This window comes from Streptomyces sp. NPDC041108, from assembly GCF_055592645.1.
In genome coordinates, this window is the sequence record NZ_JBVIYK010000002.1 from 209410 (window position 1) to 226917 (window position 17508).

General features: G+C 70.7%; 14 protein-coding genes and 2 tRNA genes. 7 read left to right on the plus strand and 9 right to left on the minus strand.

The features are described 5' to 3' along the window. Positions 1 to 105: 105 nt before the first annotated feature. From glxA to ACZ6BB_RS06905, 3 genes are all read right to left on the minus strand, one after another. Positions 106 to 2043 carry a radical copper oxidase GlxA gene (gene glxA / locus ACZ6BB_RS06895; protein ID WP_471614266.1) on the minus strand — a complete coding sequence of 646 codons (1938 nt, stop codon included), beginning with the start codon at positions 2041 to 2043 and terminating at the stop codon, positions 106 to 108. Next, positions 2040 to 4037: a glycosyltransferase family 2 protein gene (locus ACZ6BB_RS06900; RefSeq protein WP_471614267.1), complete on the minus strand. Its 1998-nt coding sequence runs from the start codon at positions 4035 to 4037 to the stop codon at positions 2040 to 2042. The genes glxA and ACZ6BB_RS06900 overlap by 4 nt, the downstream gene beginning before the upstream one ends. 454 nt (positions 4038 to 4491) lie before the next feature. Next, a tRNA-Lys gene (locus ACZ6BB_RS06905) sits at positions 4492 to 4568 on the minus strand. Positions 4569 to 5043: 475 nt separating this feature from the next. Here ACZ6BB_RS06905 and ACZ6BB_RS06910 point away from each other — a divergent pair. From ACZ6BB_RS06910 to ACZ6BB_RS06940, 7 genes are all read left to right on the plus strand, one after another. Then, positions 5044 to 6675: a peptidoglycan-binding protein gene (locus ACZ6BB_RS06910; RefSeq protein WP_471614268.1), complete on the plus strand. Its 1632-nt coding sequence runs from the start codon at positions 5044 to 5046 to the stop codon at positions 6673 to 6675. Positions 6676 to 6898: 223 nt separating this feature from the next. Continuing rightward, on the plus strand, positions 6899 to 8044 hold the full coding sequence (locus ACZ6BB_RS06915; protein WP_471614269.1) for an SPFH domain-containing protein: 1146 nt from the start codon (positions 6899 to 6901) through the stop codon (positions 8042 to 8044). 132 nt (positions 8045 to 8176) lie between these two features. Then, entirely contained in the window at positions 8177 to 8794 is a 618-nt protein-coding gene (locus tag ACZ6BB_RS06920) for a lytic polysaccharide monooxygenase auxiliary activity family 9 protein (RefSeq protein ID WP_471614270.1), read from the plus strand. Positions 8795 to 8913: 119 nt separating this feature from the next. Beyond that, positions 8914 to 9384 (plus strand): DUF3592 domain-containing protein, encoded by a 471-nt coding sequence (locus ACZ6BB_RS06925; protein WP_471614271.1) that lies wholly within the window; start codon positions 8914 to 8916, stop codon positions 9382 to 9384. A gap of 40 nt (positions 9385 to 9424) precedes the next feature. Further along, positions 9425 to 11071, plus strand: a complete 1647-nt coding sequence (locus ACZ6BB_RS06930; RefSeq protein WP_471614272.1) for a long-chain-fatty-acid--CoA ligase — start codon at positions 9425 to 9427, stop codon at positions 11069 to 11071. A 70-nt stretch (positions 11072 to 11141) separates the two neighbouring features. After that, positions 11142 to 12380, plus strand: coding sequence for a sensor histidine kinase (locus ACZ6BB_RS06935; RefSeq protein ID WP_471614273.1), 1239 nt, complete (start codon positions 11142 to 11144; stop codon positions 12378 to 12380). Next, positions 12365 to 13018, plus strand: a complete 654-nt coding sequence (locus ACZ6BB_RS06940; protein WP_471614274.1) for a response regulator — start codon at positions 12365 to 12367, stop codon at positions 13016 to 13018. The genes ACZ6BB_RS06935 and ACZ6BB_RS06940 overlap by 16 nt, the downstream gene beginning before the upstream one ends. A gap of 60 nt (positions 13019 to 13078) precedes the next feature. Here ACZ6BB_RS06940 and ACZ6BB_RS06945 read toward each other — a convergent pair. The 6 genes from ACZ6BB_RS06945 to ehuB form a co-directional block, all read right to left on the minus strand. Next, positions 13079 to 13152, minus strand: a tRNA-Lys gene (locus ACZ6BB_RS06945). Positions 13153 to 13266: 114 nt separating this feature from the next. Then, positions 13267 to 14025 carry an IclR family transcriptional regulator gene (locus ACZ6BB_RS06950; RefSeq protein WP_471614275.1) on the minus strand — a complete coding sequence of 253 codons (759 nt, stop codon included), beginning with the start codon at positions 14023 to 14025 and terminating at the stop codon, positions 13267 to 13269. Between the two features lie 214 nt (positions 14026 to 14239). Beyond that, positions 14240 to 15019 (minus strand): ectoine/hydroxyectoine ABC transporter ATP-binding protein EhuA, encoded by a 780-nt coding sequence (gene ehuA, locus ACZ6BB_RS06955; RefSeq protein WP_471614712.1) that lies wholly within the window; start codon positions 15017 to 15019, stop codon positions 14240 to 14242. Positions 15020 to 15038: 19 nt separating this feature from the next. Then, positions 15039 to 15689: an ectoine/hydroxyectoine ABC transporter permease subunit EhuD gene (ehuD, locus tag ACZ6BB_RS06960; RefSeq protein WP_471614276.1), complete on the minus strand. Its 651-nt coding sequence runs from the start codon at positions 15687 to 15689 to the stop codon at positions 15039 to 15041. After that, a complete protein-coding gene (gene ehuC / locus ACZ6BB_RS06965) occupies positions 15686 to 16555 on the minus strand; it encodes an ectoine/hydroxyectoine ABC transporter permease subunit EhuC (protein WP_471614277.1) in 870 nt (289 codons plus the stop codon). The genes ehuD and ehuC overlap by 4 nt, the downstream gene beginning before the upstream one ends. Next, a complete protein-coding gene (gene ehuB / locus ACZ6BB_RS06970) occupies positions 16552 to 17487 on the minus strand; it encodes an ectoine/hydroxyectoine ABC transporter substrate-binding protein EhuB (RefSeq protein WP_471614278.1) in 936 nt (311 codons plus the stop codon). The genes ehuC and ehuB overlap by 4 nt, the downstream gene beginning before the upstream one ends. Positions 17488 to 17508: the final 21 nt, after the last annotated feature.

Below are 17508 nucleotides of genomic sequence, written 5' to 3' on the forward strand. Positions count from 1 at the left end.
TGCCTCTCAGGGGCGCGGGGAACTGCGCGACCAGCGCCCCGCACCCCCTCCGCCCCCCGCACCCCCTCCCCCGCACCCGCCTCGGAAACGCCCCCGGAACCTCCCCTACGGCACCTTCACCCACCGAGCCTCGCTCGGCGTCCCCGCCTCGTCCGTCACGAACAGCATGTACCACCCCGACTGCACCAGATTCCGGTTCTTCGGCACGGTCACCGTGATCCGGTCGCCCTTCGCCACGAAGTCCACCTCGATCGACTTCTGGTCCACGTCCGTCACATGCGTCGACGCACTCGGCCGGATCAACCGGGCCGACCGCACCGCCGAAGCGTCCCGCGCACCGAACGTCGCCGTCCCGCCGCGCGCGACGGTCTTCGGCCCACCCGTCAGCGTCGGCCGCGCGTCCCGGTACAGATACGGCGGCGTGTAGATCTCGATCCGCTGCTCGAACTCGCCCGGTTTGGTGTTGGCCTTGTCGGCGTAGAGGGAGTCCGACCCGAAGAACACGACCCGTCCGTCCGGCAGCAGGATCGACCCGGAGTGGTAGTTCCGGCCGACCAGCGGGTCGGCCACCCGGCGCATCCCGCCCGACCTGGCGTCGTACAGCCGCGCCTCCAGGATGTTGGAGTCGCCGCGCCCGCGATAGTCCTCGGAGCCCCCGGAGATGAGCACCGTGTCGTCGGGCAGGATCGAGGTCTGCGGATACCGCGTGCCCTTCGCCATCTGCGGCCCGTCCACGAACCTCGGCCTGTCCGCCAGCAGATCGATCAGCCGGGTCCTCCTGCTGGACCGCTCCGACTCACCGACCCCGCCACCCCCGATGACCATGTACGTCTCGTCCTGCGCCGGAGGCAACAGCACGGTCCCCGCGGTCTCCAGGAGCTTGCTGTCGCTCATGCCGGGCAGCTTCGTGAACCTGTTGGTCCTCAGGTCCCAGACACCGGGGTCGCGCCCGATGTCGTCCGGCCCGTACCCCGCGTTCGCGCCCGAGTAGAACAGCTTGCCGTTCTGCATCAGGGAGATCGCCGGGTACGTCGGGAACTGCTGGATGTCCTTGGTGTACGTCCACTTCTTCGTCGCGGGGTTGTAGATCTCGTTCTTGCCCGGGACCAGCTGACCGATCTCGTCGAGGCCGGAGAGCGACAGGACGGTGCCGTCCGACAGCGTCGTGAGCGTCGGGTACCAGCGGGCCTCGTTCATCGGGTCGACCTTGATGTACTTCTCGGCGACCGGGTCGAACTCGTAGGCGTCCCTGATCCCCTGGAAGTCCTTCTTGTCGAGGGCGAGCTTCTGCGCGATGCCGTACGTGTTCCGGGCGTCCTCGCCCTTCAGGCCCACGACCCGGTAGTTGTCCTCCGTGCCCGTCTCGTACTTCTTGCCGCGCCGCTCGGCCTCGACGTAGGCGCGCGCGATGCCCGGCTTGTTGCCGGTGAACTTCCCGGTGTCCGGATCGAAGGTCTTGACGGCCTTCTTGATGTCGACGGTGTCCTTGAGGACGAAGGTCCTGCCGTTCTCCTTGCCGACGAACCTGGTCCCCGCCCTGATCCTCATCCGTTTGTCGGGGTTCTCGTTGTGGATGATCATCAGGCCGCCGGCCTTGGTGACATCGCCCTTCAGCTTCTCGTAGCGCTTGGTGCCGCCCGCGATCAGCAGGTTGCCGTTGCCCAGTTGGGTGTGCCCCGTGCAGAACAGGTCGGCCGGGGTCGGCACCCGCTTGATCGTCTGCTTGACCGGGTCCCAGACGCGGGTGTCGAACTTCTTCTTGTCGAAGTTGTCGGCGTCGTTGCCGGAGCCCGCGATCAACAGGATCTTGCCGGTGTGCAGAAGCGCGGCGTGGATCGTGTTCTGCCGGTACTCCTCGGGGAACTCCACGATCTGCCAGTGTCCGTTGGCGGCCTTGTACTCCGGCCTGTTGATCTTGTACTCGTGGTACTTCTCCGTACTGAAGCGGTACACCCAGGGCCCGTTCGTCCCGGCGAGCGCGAGGACCACCGCCCCGCCGATCGCGAGGCGACGGGCGCGGCGGCGGCCTGCACGGTCCTTCATTCCTTACGTCCCCCCAGTCCGCCCAGGGCGATCTGCATGGTCTGCTCGCTACCCCCGTTGCCCGGCCCGGACGCGGCCCAGCTCGGCTTGTGCCGGGGAGCGTGGGGTGCGGGCGGGGCGTGTGGTGCGGACTGTGGCGCGAAGGGCGCGGGCGCCGCCTCGGGGGGTGCCACCATCGAACCCTGGAGTTCGGCGGCCGCGGCGGCCCTCTTCCGGTCCTGCCGCACCATGTGACGCCAGACGACGATCGGGAGAGCGGTGATCATCATGGCGAAGGTGGCCCAGATGATCATCGCGGGATGCGCGTGGCCGAGGACGAGGCCGGCGGCGATCGAGGCCCCGAAGATGACGATGAAGTACCAGTGGTATCGGAAGGTGCCGAACCACCGGTCGGGGCTTGCCGAGTCGCCCTTGGGGGTTACCACGAACTTGCTCTTGCGGCGCAGGGCCGAGTCGATCAGCGCCTTCGCGTAGAGCGGCGCGGACAGCGCGGACATCACCATGCCGGCCACACCGCCGGAGCCCTCCGGCTCGTGCGGGGAGACGTTGTGCCGGCGGTTCCACACGTACAGACCTATCTGGAGCGCCGAGGCGTTGCCGTAGAGCATCAGCCACACGGTCGGGTCGATGTTCACACCCGAGGCGCCCAGGCCCAGGAACAGGGCGCAACTCAGCGCCGCCAGGATCCAGTTGAGGGCGGACATCGGATAGAAGATGATCATCATCGTGTAGTTGAAGAGCTTGCTCGGCGGCAGTGAGTACCAGCCCTTCCAGTACTGCTTGAGGATCGTCTCGTAGGTGCCCCGCGACCAGCGCATCTGCTGGGTGAAGAAGTCCGTCCAGGCGCTGGGCCCCTCACCGACCGCGAGCACGTCCGGTGTGTACACCGAGCGCCATTTCTTCCCCGTCGCCGGGTTCTTGTGACGGTGGATCTCGAAACCGGTCGCCATGTCCTCCGTGATGGAGTCGTACAGCCCGCCGATCTGCTTGAGCGCCCTGATCCGTACGGCGTTGGAGGTGCCGACGAACATGGGGGCGCCGTACCTGTTGCCGGCGCGCTGGATCAGTGCGTGGAACAGGAACTGCTGGGACTCGGCCGCCTTGGTGACGAAGTTGTCGTAGTTGCCGTACACCTGGGGGCCGATGACGAAGCCGATGTTCGGGTCGCGGAAGAAACCGAGCATCCGCTCCAGGTAGTTGGGCAGCGGGATGTGGTCGGTGTCGACCGAGGCGAAGAAGTCGTAGTCGTCGCCGTGGGCGTCCAGCCAGGCGTTGTAGTTGCCGTGCTTGGTCTTGGCGCGGTGCGGCCCCTTCGGCTGGTTCCACTTCGCGATCCCCTTGCGGGAGAAGTGGTGCACACCCAGGCGCGCGCAGACCGCCTTCACGGCCGGGTCGTCGCCCTCGTCGAGCAACCACACGTGCAGCAGCCCGCGGTGACGCAGTCTCACCGCCGCCTCCAGGGTCTTCGTCACCATCTCCAGCGGTTCCTTGCCGGGCACGAAGGAGGTGAGGAAGGCGACTCTGGTGCCGGTCTCGGGCACCACCGGGATGGGGTCGCGGGCGACCAGGGTGGCGTGCGCGTTCGACAGCACGTTCATGCAGCGGAAGAACTCGATCAGGCCGATCGAGACCAGCATGACCATGTCGAGGGCGGGCAGGAAGTCGTACTCGACGTAGTCGCGCTTGGTCCAGTGCTCCTGCTGCAGCAGCCAGCCGAGCAGGACCAGGGAGAGCAGCGGTGCGGCGGCCAGCATCAGGGCCACCCGCAGACGGTGCGGCTCCTGGGAGATCAGCGAGCGGTACTGCACCGTGTAGGGCTTGGTCGGATCGGGCTGGGTGAGTGGTCCCGCGAGGCGGCTGTAGTGCTCGTAGTCGTAGCGCGGAAGGGTCTTCCGCAGCTTGCGGAATGCTCCGGTCCGAGGCGACGGTACCTTGAGCCGGGTTGTTTCGGATGGGTCGTGATTGTGCCGGGCGCCCGTCGGCGTCGACGTCATGGGTCATTCCCCCCGCACACACATCGAGTGTGTGTTCGTCGGTCTTTCGTCCGAATCGGTCCCCCTCGACCGTTACGGACACATCAATGCGTCATCGTCACCATGTGATCTACACCATGGAGACACGGGGTGGCGGCCATCCGGTTGCATTGATGCCTGCCCGGCATCTTTTGTTCCTGAGCGCATACGTCGTGTGCCTCGGTGAGAGTTTGGGGTTCGTATTTCGGTGCTAATTCGCCCATGGCACGGGCGTGCGAAAGGGGCGGGGAGCCGGGGGCGCGCGCGGGGAGACCCCAGGGGGCGCGCGGGAGACGGCGGGCAGGTGTGGGGAGGCCGGCATGCCGGGAGAGGAGCATGCGGGGAGAGGAGCGCGCGGGGAGATGGGCCTGCGAAAAGATAAGGGGGCATGCGAAGAGGCCCCTCGCGCTGCACGCTCGCGAGGGGCCTCTTCGGGTGGTGCGCCGCCAGGGACTCGAACCCCGGACCCGCTGATTAAGAGTCAGCTGCTCTAACCAACTGAGCTAGCGGCGCGCGAGGAAAAGTCTAGCGGAGGTGCCGGGGTGCTTCTGACCGCGTGGTCCGGGAGGGATCGCGGGACCGCAGGGGAAACGGCCGGTCGCCCGGCTCCCGGCGGGGGGAGTCGGGCGACCGGCCGGCGTGCTCGGTTCTTGACGTAGAACTGGCTGATGGTGCGGTTCTTGGCCTCGAACACATTGTCCGCCCGCTTCGGTCGCCCAGAGCCGCGGGCGGTCGATCCCGAGCGACCGTCCGAGCCCCGCCCGACGCGACAGCCGCCCGCCGCTCTCCGCCCGCCGCCCGCCGGCCGTCGGTCAGGGGTGCCCGGCCGGCCGTCGGCCGCCCGGGGGGAGCGAACGCGCACCGGTCGCGGCCGGGAGCGGCGGAGTACATCATTTGGACCGTCAGCATGCGGCACCGGGAGACAGTTGAGAAACTGACGGGCGTGCAGATGCGTGGAATTCTTCGGTCGGTTCGCGAGGGGAATCGTATGGAGACTCCGGTATTCGAGGAGATCGATCCGGGGACCGATTGCGAATGCCCCGGCTGTGTCCACTGGCGGCGGGTCATGCCGTATTCGGTCCAGTACGCCCATACGAGTCACCCGGCGGGCACGGCCGTCAGGAACGCCCTGGTGGTGGCCACCGCCGCCGGTGCCGCACTCGGCGCGGGGCATGTCGTACCGGCGGTCGCGGCGACCCACGGACCGGTGCGTCCCGGTGTAGTTCCCGCAGGTGAGGGGCCTGACACCCCGCAGGGGAAGAAGGGTGCGCTGCACGGCCCCCGAGGTCGTCCGGCGGACGGGGAGAAGCCGCCGAAGGAGGTGACGCTGCCGCCCACCACCCGCGCCGACATCATCAGGAGAGCCAGGGCCTGGATCGAGGCCGAGGTTCCGTACAGCATGCGCGAGTACTGGTCCGACGGTTATCGGCAGGACTGCTCGGGGTTCGTCTCGATGGCCTGGAACCTTCCCGGGAACGAATGGACAGGCAGCCTCGGCAAGTTCGCACAGCGCATTTCGAAGGAACGGCTGAAGCCGGGCGACATGCTGCTCTTCCATAATCCGAAGGACCCCCAGAAGGGCTCGCACGTCGTCATTTTCGGGGGCTGGACGGACTACACGGAGACCCACTACATCGCCTACGAGTCGACCCGCCCGTACGCCCGCAGGCAGGCCACCCCGTACGGGTACTGGGACAACGCCACCCGCTATGTGCCGTACCGCTACAAGGGGCTGATCGCCGACGACGCCGACCTGCCGGACGACGGGACCGACTCCGCCGGCGGCCCCGGCTCGCCCGCCGCCCCGCCGAGGACGCCGGAGACGCCGGACGCGAAAGGGGCCGCCGGGCCCTCCGGAGGGGAGCGCTTCCCTGGCCCCGAGGCCTTCGGGCCCGGCGCGCACAACAAGTACGTGGCCCGGCTGGGGCGGATGCTGGTGCGACGCGGCGGGGCCCGCTTCTACACCGGCGGACCGGGACCGGTCTGGTCGGACGCCCACCGCAGGGCGACCCGGGCCTTCCAGCGGGCGCAGGGCTGGTCGGGCCACTTCGCCGACGGCATCCCGGGTCCGCTGACCTGGTCGTATCTGGTCACCGGGCAGGGCCGGGACATTCCGCAGGCCGGGAATCCGGGCCCCCGGGGGAAGCCGGCGGCGCCCAAGCCGCCGGTGGTGCACCGGCGGCCGGGCAAGGCGGGAGGGCCCGGCACCCCCGCCCCGCCCGGCACCCGCGGCGCCTCCCGCCCACCGGGAGCGCCGTCGGTGAAGCCCACCCCGCCCGGCCCGCCGCGGAAGCCCGCGACCCCCGCGACCCCCGCGCCGCCGGGGGGTTCCGGGACTCCGGCGGCTCCCGGCGGACCCCTGTCGCCCGCCTCGCACGGCGTCCCCGGCTATCCGGGGCGCGGCATGTTCCGGCCGGGCGCGGACAACGCGTACGTCACCCGGCTGGGGAAGCAGCTGGTCAGGAGGGGATTCTGCAAGTACTACACCTCGGGTCCGGGGTCGCGCTGGGGTGAGTCGGACCGGCGGAACGTGGAGGCGTTCCAGCGGGCGCAGGGGTGGCGCGGCGGCGCGGCGGACGGCTACCCGGGCCCCGAGACCTGGCGCCGGCTGTTCTCCTGACGGCAGGGCCGGCGTCCGCCGGGGCGCGGATCCGCCGACCACCCCCTTCCTCTTCCCGGCCCGATCCAAGGCCCGATCCCCGACTCGGCCCCCGTACCGACCCCAGGCCCGACCCCCGGCCCCACCCTCGGCCCGATCCCAGGCCGGTCCCCGGCCCGATGTCCCACCCGAACCGGTGGGGCTCTCACCACGGTTCTTCCTGCGCGGAGGCATGGAGGCACGTATGAGTACGACCACCCCACCCACACCGGAGTCCGAAGGGCCCGTGCGGCCCGCCCGGCTCATCCAGAACGAGACGACCACCGAGATCCCCGTACATCTGCTGTTCCGCGACGACCCCGTACCGGTGGCCGTCCCGGTCACGCCCGCCGTCGTGGGCCGGCGGCGCGGTACCGGCGAGCAGCCGCGGGTGCGGCCGGGGCTCGCGTCCGCCGAGCCGCGCCCCGCCGTCGAGGTCGACCCCGAGCTGGTCGAACGGCCGGCGCGGGTGGTTCCCGGCGCGCTGGGAGTGCTGGGCGGGGTCTGCGGGGTGGCCGGATGCGTCCTCACCTCCTGGTGGGCCGGGGTGCTGCCGGCGCTCGCGGCGCGCGCGCTCGGACTGCCGGCCGCGTACGCGGGTGCCGGACTCGGCCCGGCGCAGTGGGCCGCGTACACCGGGGCCGGGGCCCTGACGATGTTCGGTTTCGGCGGGCTGGCGCGGGGGCGGACCGGAGGGGCCTGGGTGCTCGGGCTCTTCGGGCGCTACCGGGGGACCGTCCGCCGCACCGGCCTGCTCTGGGTGAACCCGCTGGTGCTGCGCCGCCGGGTCGACGTACGGCTGAGGCACTGGCGCAGCGAGCCGATGGCGGCCGTCGACGCCAACGGGGTCGCGATGCGTGTCGTCGTCCTGGTGGCGTGGCGGGTCAGGGACACCGCGCGGGCGGTGCTCGGGATCGAGGACCACGAGCGGTATCTGCGGGAGTGCGTGGAGGCGGCGGTCTCCCGGGTGCTGGCGCGACTGCCCGCGGACGTGCCGCCGGGCGCGCTGGTCAGGGACGAGACGCTGCGGAACACGGAGGCGGTGGGCGAGGCGCTGACGCGGCTGGTGGCGGCGGACACGGCGCCGGTCGGGATGGAGGTCTTCTCGGTCCAGCCGATCCGGATCGAGTACGCGCCCGAGGTGGCCGCCGTGATGCAGCGCCGCCGGATCGCCGCGCTGGACGCCCAGCACCGGGACACCGTCCTCACCTCCGTCGTCGACTCGGTCGAGGACACCGTGACCCGGCTGACCCTGCGCGGCCTGGTCGAACTCGACGACTACGAGCGCAAGGCGCTGGTGAAGGACCTGACGGTGGCGTTCTACACGGGGCGGCGCGAGGTGTCGCCCTGAACCGCCGCAGTGACCCTGAACCGCCGAATCCGTTCGGACGCGCTTTTGATATGGACACGGCCAACGGTCGCCCATAATCTGGGACTTGGTCTAGACCTGGAAACTACCCCACGTACTCCAGGGAGCGGCAGCATGCGCCATCACGCGCGGAACAGGACCAAGTGGTACGCGGCCGCGGTCGGCCTGGCCACCACCGGAGCGCTCGTGCTCTCCAGTGGTGGCGCCTCCGGCCACGGCTACACCGACCTCCCCGTCAGCCGGCAGAAGCTCTGTCAGAACGGCACCGTGACCAACTGCGGCGACATCCAGTGGGAACCGCAGAGCGTCGAGGGACCGAAGGGCTTCCCGGGCTCAGGGCCGGCTGACGGCCGACTGTGTTCCGGTGGCAACAGCAGGTTCAGCCGGCTCGACGCGTCCGTCAGGCCGGGCGGCGGCGCCTGGCCGACCACCAGGGTGACGGGCGGTCAGAACTACACGTTCCGCTGGCAGTTCACCGCCATGCACGCCACCACCGACTTCAAGTACTACGTCACCAGGGCGGGCTGGAACCAGAACCACGCCCTGACCCGCTCCGACCTCAACCTCACCCCGTTCTTCACCGTCCCCTACAACGGCCAGCGCCCCCCGTCCACGCTCTCCCACACCGGCCGTCTGCCGTCCGGGCTGAGCGGCCACCACGTCATCCTCGCGGTCTGGACGATCGCGGACACCACCAACGCCTTCTACGCCTGCTCGGACGTCACCTTCTGAGCCCGGGCACCCCGGCCCCGCGAGTTCTGAGCATCGCTTGAGCTGCGCGGGGCCACCACCCGGGTACGTTCCCCACACGCCGCCGACCAGGGCGGCCGCCGAACTCCGGGGGAACCGCCATGGACGTCTTCTTCTACCTCATTCCCGTGGTCATGATGACCTTCATCGGCTTCATGGCGTACCGGGTCCTGAACCGTTGGCTGCGCGTCAGAGGCGCCTGGAACAGCGGGCTGACGGCCGAGGCGCGCTGCCTGAAGACGTTCACCACGGTCAGCCGGAGCATGGGCGAGCACAGCAGCGTGCGCACGACGGTCCACCACGTGTACGAGTTCACGGCCCGGGACGGCCGTGCCGTCCGCTTCGAGGAGGAGGACGGGCCGATGACCACGGTCGAGGGCGACTTCGTGACCGTGTACTACACCGACGGCCCGGAGGTGGTCGCCACCGCCCACTCGCCCGGCGAGCGGGTCAAGCAGGCCGCGGCCGGACTCGGCATCCTCGCGTTCCTCGGGGTGGCCTTCGCGTTCTGCGTGTTCTTCATGGTCACCTACCACCGGTTCTCCACCGACCCCTCGTTCCCGACGCCGTGACCCTCCTCAACTGACGGCATGTCAATTACCGTGCGCAGACATGGAGTCCACTAGGCGCACGGTCGCACAGCTCGTCGCCGACCGGTGGGACGACCACCGGCCCGGGCTGTGGTTCGAGGAACAGGTCCTGACCCACCACGAGGTCGCCGCCGGGGCCGCCGCCCGCGCGGCACTGCTCGCCGACCTCCTGCCACCGGCCGCCGAACCGCACCTCGGCGTCCTCCTGGACAACACCCCGGAATTCCCCCTCTGGCTGAGCGCGGCGGCCCTCGCGGGCGCCGCCGTCGCCGGTGTCAACCCCACCCGCCGGGGCCCCGAACTGGCCCGCGACATCCTGCACACCGAGTGCCGCCTGCTCATCACGGAACAGGCCCACCTGCCCCTGCTGGACGATCTCGAACTCACCGGTGTGCGCATCCTGGTGACGGACACCCAGCCGTACACCGACCTGCTCGCCCCCTACGCCGGCGCCCTGCCCGACCCCACCCGCGCCGGCCCCACCGACCGTCTCCTGCTCTACTTCACCTCCGGTTCCACCGGCGCCCCCAAGGCGGCCATCTGCTCCCAGGGGCGGCTCGCGGCGGCCGGACGGGCACTGGTGGACCGCTTCGGGGTGCGGCGGGACGACGTGCACTACGTCTGCATGCCGCTGTTCCACGGCAACGCGGTCATCGCCGACTGGGCCCCCGCCCTGGCCGCCGGCGCGGGCGTCGCCCTGCGCCGCCGGTTCTCGGCCTCCGGGTTCCTGGACGACGTACGGGCGTACGGGGCAACGTACTTCACCTACGTCGGCCGGGCCGTGCAGTACGTCCTCGCCACCGAACCCCGGCCCGACGACCGCGACAACCCGCTGCGCATGGGCTTCGGCACCGAGGCCGGGGCGGTGGACGCGGCGGCGTTCGAGGAACGCTTCGGGGTACGGCTCGTGGAGGGGTACGGGTCCTCCGAGGGCGGGGCGGCGATCCAGCGGACGCCCGGGACACCGCCGGGAGCCATCGGCCGGGCGGCACCCGGCGACGACCTCGCGGTGGTCGACCCGGAGACCCGGAAGGAGTGCCCGCCCGCCCTCCTCGCCGACGACGGCCGCCTGCTCAACGGCACCGAGGCGATAGGGGAGTTGGTCAACCGCGGCCCCAACCCCTTCGAGGGCTACTGGCGCAACCCGGAGGCGGACGCCGCCCGCCGCCACGACGGCTGGTACTGGACCGGCGACCTCTTCTACCGCGACCCCGACGGCTTCCTCTACTTCGCCGGCCGCACCGACGACCGCCTCCGCGTCGACAGCGAGAACCTCGCCGCCGCCGTCATCGAGAACATCCTCGCCCGCTACGAGGGCGCCGAGGCCGTCGCCGTCTACGCCGTGCCCGACCCCGTCGCCGGGGACCAGGTCATGGCGACCGTCGCAGGAGCCTTCGACCCGGACGGCTTCGCCGAGTTCCTCGTGTCGCAACCCGACCTGGGGACCAAGATGACCCCCCGCTTCGTCCGGGTCGTCCCGTCCATGCCCGTCACCGCCACCAACAAGATCCAGCGTGCGACCCTCCGCCGCGAGGGCTTCCGCTGCCCCGACCCGGTCTGGTGGCGGCCGCCCGGGAAGTGGGCCTACCGCAAGTTCTCGGCGGTCGACCTGGCACGGCTGGTGGCGGAGTACCGGGCGCGCGGGCGGGAGGAGTTGCTGACGAGGTAGGGCTGGGCATACCCCCGGACACCGTCTGGGCCCATGGCCGCCGCCCGCCGCCCCCGCCTACCGTGATCCCATGATCCGAACGGTCCTGCGGGAGCTGCCGCGCGCGGTGGCCTACCTGTTGAGCGGTGTCCTCGTCGGCGTTCCGCTGCTGGTGGTGCTGCTGGTCCTGGGGCTCCTCGGCCTTGCCCTGACCCCGGTCCTGGTGGGTCTGCCGCTGCTCGCCGTGGCCGTCCTGTCGGGCATCCCGGTCGGCGCCCTCGAACGGCGGCGGCTGGCCCTCACCCGCACCCCGCCGCCGCCAGGCCCGCACGCCACCCCCGCCGAGCCCGGCCTCGCCGCCTGGACCCGGCTGCGGCTGACCGAGCGGGCGACCTGGCGGGAGCTGGCGTACACCGCCCTGCTCGCGTTCGTGCTGTGGCCGCTGGACGTGGTCGCGCTGTTCGTCGCGCTGGTCGTGCCGGGCGCGATGATCGGAGCGCCCGCGCAGCTGGCGACGACCGGCAGCGCCAGCGGTGACGCGCGGATCGCCAAGCTCTGGCTGATCGACTCCTACGGGCAGGCCCTGCTGTGCACGGCCGCCGGTGCCGTCCTCCTCCTCGCGCTGCTGTGGCCCCTCGTCCGGTACGCGCGGCTGCGGGCCGCGCTCGCCCGGCTGCTGCTCGCCCCGAGCGAGGCGGAGGCGGAACGGCGACTGGGCGAGGTGACCCGGTCACGGGCCCGGCTGGTGGCGGCCTTCGAGGCGGAGCGGCGCCGGATCGAGCGCGATCTGCACGACGGGGCCCAGCAACGCCTGGTCTCCCTGAGCATGATCCTGGGCCTGGCCCGCCTCGACGCCCCGCCGGAACTGGCCGGCCGGCTCGCCGCCGCCCATGAGGAGGCCGATCGGGTCCTGGGCGAGCTGCGGGAGTTGATCCACGGCATCCATCCGCAGGTGCTGGCCGACTACGGCCTCCCCGACGCCCTCGCGGACGCGGCCGACCGGTCCGTCGTACCCGTGGAACTGGACGTTGACCTGCCCCGGTTCGCCGAACCCGTGGAATCGGCGGCCTACTTCGCGGTCCGCGAGGCCCTCGCCAACATCGGCAGGCACAGCGGGGCGGGGCGGGCCCGGATCGGCGGACGGTACGCCGGAGGTGTGCTGCGGGTGGAGGTGTGGGACGACGGGACGGGCGGTGCCGACCCCGCGCACGGCACCGGCCTCACCGGCCTCGCCGACCGGCTCGCCGTGCTCGATGGCACACTGTCCGTCCACAGCCCGGCCGGCGGCCCGACCGTCCTGTCCCTGGAGATCCCGTGCCCCCAGCGCTGAAGATCGTGCTCGCCGAGGACAGCGTGCTGCTGCGGGAGGGTCTGGTCGGCGTGCTGACCCGGTTCGGGCACGAGGTCGTCGCGGCGGTCGGGGACGCGCAGTCGCTGACGGCGGCGGTGACGTCGTACGCCCCCGACCTCGTCGTCACCGACGTACGGATGCCGCCCGGCCTCTCCGACGAGGGGCTGCGCGCCGCCCTCGCCCTGCGTGCCGCACACCCTTCCCTGCCCGTCCTGGTCCTCAGCCAGTACGTCCAACGGGCCTACGCGGCCGAGTTGCTGGACACCGGTGACGGCAGCGGCGTCGGCTATCTCCTCAAGGACCGCATCGGCCAGGTCGAACAGTTCGCGGAGGCGGTGGAGCGGGTGGCGGCCGGGGGTACGGTCGTCGACCCCGAGGTCGTACGACAGCTGCTGCGGCGTCGGCGTGATCCGCTGGCGGCCCTCACCCCGCGCGAGCGGGAGGTGCTCGCGCTGGTCGCCGAGGGAAGGTCGAACGGGGCCGTCGCCCGGGAGCTGGTCGTCACCGAGGCGGCCGTCGGCAAGCACATCGGCAACATCCTGGGAAAGCTGGACCTGCCGCCGGCGCAGGACACCCACCGCCGGGTGCTGGCGGTGCTGGCGTACCTGCGGGCATGACGGGGGCGTGGAAGGGGTCACGCAGAAGGCCCCTCGCCGGAGCGAGGGGCCTTCTTTCTGTGCGCCGCCAGGGACTCGAACCCCGGACCCGCTGATTAAGAGTCAGCTGCTCTAACCAACTGAGCTAGCGGCGCAGACTCTGTCGCTCTTCCGCCTTCGCGGCTGGCGACAGAGAAAATACTACCTGGTCCGCGGGGGTGCCTTCGACCAGTTAAACGTGAGCTGGATCTCCGCGGGATCCGGGTTGTCTAGATCGCCAGCGACAGCAGTACCGGCGCCGCTCCCCGGTTCAGCGTGTGCGCCGCCGCCCGCAGCCGGTGCGCGTGCTCCAGTGGGAGCGACAGCGCGAGGCAGCCGACGGCGGAGCCCGCGGTGAGGGGGACGGCCGCGCAGACCGTGCCCGGCGCGTACTCCTGGAGGTCGAGGACCGGAACCGTGGGTGTCTGGGCGTCGAGCTTGCTCAGCAGCACCTTCTCGTTGGTGATCGTGCGGGCGGTGAGCCGGGCCGGGCGGTGGCGCGAGAGGTGGTCGCGCCTGCCGTTGAGGTCGAGCTGGCCCAGCAGGCCCTTGCCGAAGGCGGTGGCGTGGGCGGAGGAGCGGAAGTCGACCCACTCGTGGACCGCGGGCATGGCCGCGCTGTCGGCCCAGCCGGTGACCTGGATCTCACCGTCCAGGTAACGGGTGACGTAGACGGCGGCGCCGAGCGAGTCGCGCAGCCGGTCGAGGGTGTGCTGGAGCTGCTCGCGCAGGGCCTGGTCGTGACCCTCCGTCGAGCCCAGCCTGGCTAGTGCGGCACCGGTGACGTAGGCGCCGTCGGTGGTCTGCTCCACGTATCCCTCGCGACGCAGCATCCGCAGGAGCGCGGTCAGCCGCTCGCTGTCGACGCCGGTGCGACGGGCGATCTCGGCGTCGGTGACGCCACCTGCGTGCCGCGCCACCGTCTCCAGGACGCGCAGGGCGTCCTGGGCCGAGTGGTACGGCGCGGTCGGCTCGTGCTTGAGCGCCACGGTTTCCCCCTGCGCTTCTCGGGCCGTTTTTCGGACAGCTTGCCGTTTCCCACGATACGGCTCAAGGGCCCTGCGCGGAGGGGTTGTTCACGAGAATTTCCCCGGGCCCTCCACCCTCCCAACTGCCGGACCAGCACTCTGGCATATGCCTGAGGCATGGCCCGGCGGGCGGACCTCGGATGTTCCCACGCGTTCACCGCTTCACTCGGCGTAGTCAGATGACCGCACCGAGAAATTCGCGCGTACGTTCGTGTGACGGATCGCCGAAGATCTTCTCGGGGCTGCCCGATTCGATCACCTGGCCGGAATCGAACATCAGAACTTGATCCGAGATGTCCCGGGCGAAGTTCATCTCGTGGGTCACGCAGAGCATCGTGATGTCGGTGGTGCGCGCGATGTCCCTGAGCAGGTCGAGGACGCCCGCGACCAGCTCGGGGTCGAGCGCGGAGGTCACCTCGTCGAGGAGCAGCACCTGCGGGCGCATGGCCAGCGCCCGCGCGATGGCCACGCGCTGCTGCTGCCCGCCGGAGAGCTGACTCGGGTAGGAGTCGCACTTGTCGGCGAGCCCCACCATGTCGAGCAGTTCGCGGGCGCGCGCCTCGGCCTCGTCCTTGGAGAGGCCGAGGACGTTGACGGGCGCCTCGGTGATGTTGCGCAGCACCTTCATGTTGGGGAAGAGGTTGAACTGCTGGAACACCATGCCGATGTTCTTGCGGACCTCACGGCACTGCTTCTCGCTCGCCGGGTACAGCTGCTGCCCGCCGACGGTGATTCTCCCCTCGTCCGGCTTGGCCAGGGTCATCAGCAGCCGCAGGATCGTCGTCTTGCCGGAGCCGGACGGGCCGACCAGCGTGACGTGCTTGCCCGCGTCGACCGAGAAGTCCAGCCGGTCGAGGACGGTGTTGCTGCCGAATCGTTTGGTCACGTTCTCGAAGCGGATCAGTTCGTTCGTGTCCGCCACACGCCGGTCGGCGGACTCGGGTTCGTTCGTCAGCGGGGTGTCGGTCGGGGTGTCAGCGGACAAGACGACGCTCCAGGGCTCGCAGGAGGAGGGAGGCGGGATAGGCGATGAGGATGAAGGCGATGCCGACGGTCACGATGGCCTCGTTCATCTGGAAGGTCCGGGAGCCGAACTGGCGGGCCTCGCCGAGCATCTCCAGTACACCGATGGTCATCAGCATCGGCGAGTCCTTCAGCATCGCGATGACGTAGTTGCCGAGAGCGGGCACGACCCGGCGCAGTGCCTGCGGCAGGATCACCGCGGTCCAGGTGCGCGAGCGCGGCAGGCTGAGCGCCGTCGCCGCCTCCCACTGCCCGGCGGGCACACCGTCGATCCCGGCGCGGTACACCTCGGCGGTGTACGTCGAGTAGTGCAGCCCGAGGCCGAGTACGCCGGTGGCCAGCGCGGACAGGGTCAGGCCCCATTCGGGCAGCACGTAGAAGAGGAAGAACAGCTGCACCAGCAGCGGGGTGTTGCGGATGAACTCCGTGACCGCCTTGACCGGCCAGCGCACCGCCTTCAGCGACGAACGCTGGGCGAGAGCCCACACCAGGCCGAGGGAGAAGGCGAGCAGCGAACCCCAGAGCAGGGCCTGCAGCGTGACCAGGACGCCGTCCCGGAAGGCCGGCATGAAGTCGTCCAGCGTGGACCAGTTCCACTTCACGAGGCACCTCCGGGGGCCGATGTCTTCGTGGCCGCTCCGCCACCTGCTCCGGAACCGGCTCCGGCTCCGGCAGCCGCTCCGGCCAGGTCCCGCGGGCGCCCGGCCACGGCCTCGCGCGGCCCGGGGACGTCCTCGCGGGGGGCCCGTCCGACGCCGGCCTTGGCCCGCCGCTCGACCTGCCGCATCACCCGGGTGATGGCGAAGGCGAGGACGAAGTACATGACGAGGATCACCGAGTAGACCGGTGCGCTCTGCCCGGTGGCGTTGCGCACCAGTTGGGCGGCGAAGGTCGTGTCGGCGACGCCCAGCACGGACACCAGCGCGGTGCCCTTCAGCAGCTCGATGAGCAGGTTGCAGAAGGGCGGCACCATCTCCGGCCAGGCCTGCGGCAGCACGATCTTCCGCATCCGCTGGGCGGGCGTGAAGCTCAGCGCCACCCCCGCCTCACGCTGCGCGGCCGGCACCGCGGCCACCGCGCCGCGCACGATCTCCGAGCCGTACGCGCCGTAGGTGCAGCCCAGGGTGAGCACGGCGGCCCACATCGGGACGAGCTGCCAGCCGAACGTCAGCGGCACCACGAAGAACACCCAGATCATCAGCACCAGGGCGGAGGTGCCGCGGAAGATCTCGAAGTACACGCCCGCCACGAACCGCACGATCCACAGCCGGTGCTGCCGGGCGAGCCCCACGGCGAAGGCGACGGCGGCGCCGAGGGCAGCGCCGTACACGGTCAGCTGGACGGTGATCCACACACCGCGCAGCAGCAGCTCCCACAGACCCGAGCCGAAGGCGAGGTCGTCGAGGGGCCCGGCGAGGGTCAGCCCGTTCACGGCACGCACGTGTGCCGTCTCGTCCAAGGCACTCATGCGCGGCACTTCTCCTCTGCCTTGATGTCGGTCATCTGGTCCTTCGTGAACCCGAAGGGCCGCATGACCTCCAGCAGCTCCCCGCTCCGCTTCATCTTGTGCAGCTCGCGGTTGAAGGCGTCCCGCAGGTTCCGCTCGGGCATGCGGAACGCGAAGCCGCCGACGTCGACGACCGGTTCGCCGTCCATCACCGGGGTGACCTCGTCGGTCGCCTCCGCCTTCGTGCTCCCGGTCTGCTCGACCACGTTCCGCACGGTGACGGCGGTGCCCGCGAACACGTCGACGCGCCCCTGTTCGACGGCGAGGAGACCGGCCAGCTGGTCCGGCAGGGTGTCGATGTGCTTCACCCCGGCCTCTTTGGCGTAGTCGATCTCCGCGTAGCCGATGCCGGTCGCCATACGGGCGCCGGTGCGGGCGATGTCGGCGTAGGTGCGCAGCTTCTTCGGGTTCCCCCGGGGCACGATGAAGGCGTCCTTCATCTGGTACTCGGGATCGGCGAAGAGCACCTGCTCACAGCGTTCCGGGTTGATGTACATCCCGGCGGCGACCACGTCGAACTGCAGCGAGTTCAGCCCGAAGATCAGCGAACCGAACTCGGTGGGGAACGGCTCGACGTGAGCCACGCCGAGTCTGCGGAAGATCCGCCTCGCGATGGCCGGCGCGGAGCCGGTGACCTCGCCATCCTTGCCTATGTAGCCGTACGGCTGCTCGCCCGCGATCCCCAGCCGTACGGTGCCTTTCGCCCGCAGCTGCTGCAACAGCTGCCCGCCGTCGCCGGTGTCCGCGGTCGCCACCCGGCTGCATCCGCTGCTCGCCCCCACCACCGCGCCCGTGCCGACCAGGGCGGCGGTGCCGGTGAGCAGGGTGCGGCGGGGGATGCCGGGTCTGCTGGGACGCCGGCCGTTCCTGTCGTGTGCGTGCAATCGAGCCATGGCCGCGCGGCTACCCGAGGC

What these genes read in the sequence shown, in the direction of transcription:
- ACZ6BB_RS06910 (WP_471614268.1), top strand. Translation starts at nt 5,044, where the DNA reads ATGGAGACTCCGGTATTCGAGGAGATCGATCCGGGGACCGATTGCGAA.
- ACZ6BB_RS06935 (WP_471614273.1), top strand. Translation starts at nt 11,142, where the DNA reads ATGATCCGAACGGTCCTGCGGGAGCTGCCGCGCGCGGTGGCCTACCTG.
- glxA (WP_471614266.1), bottom strand. Translation starts at nt 2,043, where the DNA reads ATGAAGGACCGTGCAGGCCGCCGCCGCGCCCGTCGCCTCGCGATCGGC.
- ACZ6BB_RS06915 (WP_471614269.1), top strand. Translation starts at nt 6,899, where the DNA reads ATGAGTACGACCACCCCACCCACACCGGAGTCCGAAGGGCCCGTGCGG.
- ACZ6BB_RS06930 (WP_471614272.1), top strand. Translation starts at nt 9,425, where the DNA reads ATGGAGTCCACTAGGCGCACGGTCGCACAGCTCGTCGCCGACCGGTGG.
- ACZ6BB_RS06900 (WP_471614267.1), bottom strand. Translation starts at nt 4,037, where the DNA reads ATGACGTCGACGCCGACGGGCGCCCGGCACAATCACGACCCATCCGAA.
- ACZ6BB_RS06920 (WP_471614270.1), top strand. Translation starts at nt 8,177, where the DNA reads ATGCGCCATCACGCGCGGAACAGGACCAAGTGGTACGCGGCCGCGGTC.
- ehuC (WP_471614277.1), bottom strand. Translation starts at nt 16,555, where the DNA reads ATGAGTGCCTTGGACGAGACGGCACACGTGCGTGCCGTGAACGGGCTG.
- ehuB (WP_471614278.1), bottom strand. Translation starts at nt 17,487, where the DNA reads ATGGCTCGATTGCACGCACACGACAGGAACGGCCGGCGTCCCAGCAGA.
- ACZ6BB_RS06925 (WP_471614271.1), top strand. Translation starts at nt 8,914, where the DNA reads ATGGACGTCTTCTTCTACCTCATTCCCGTGGTCATGATGACCTTCATC.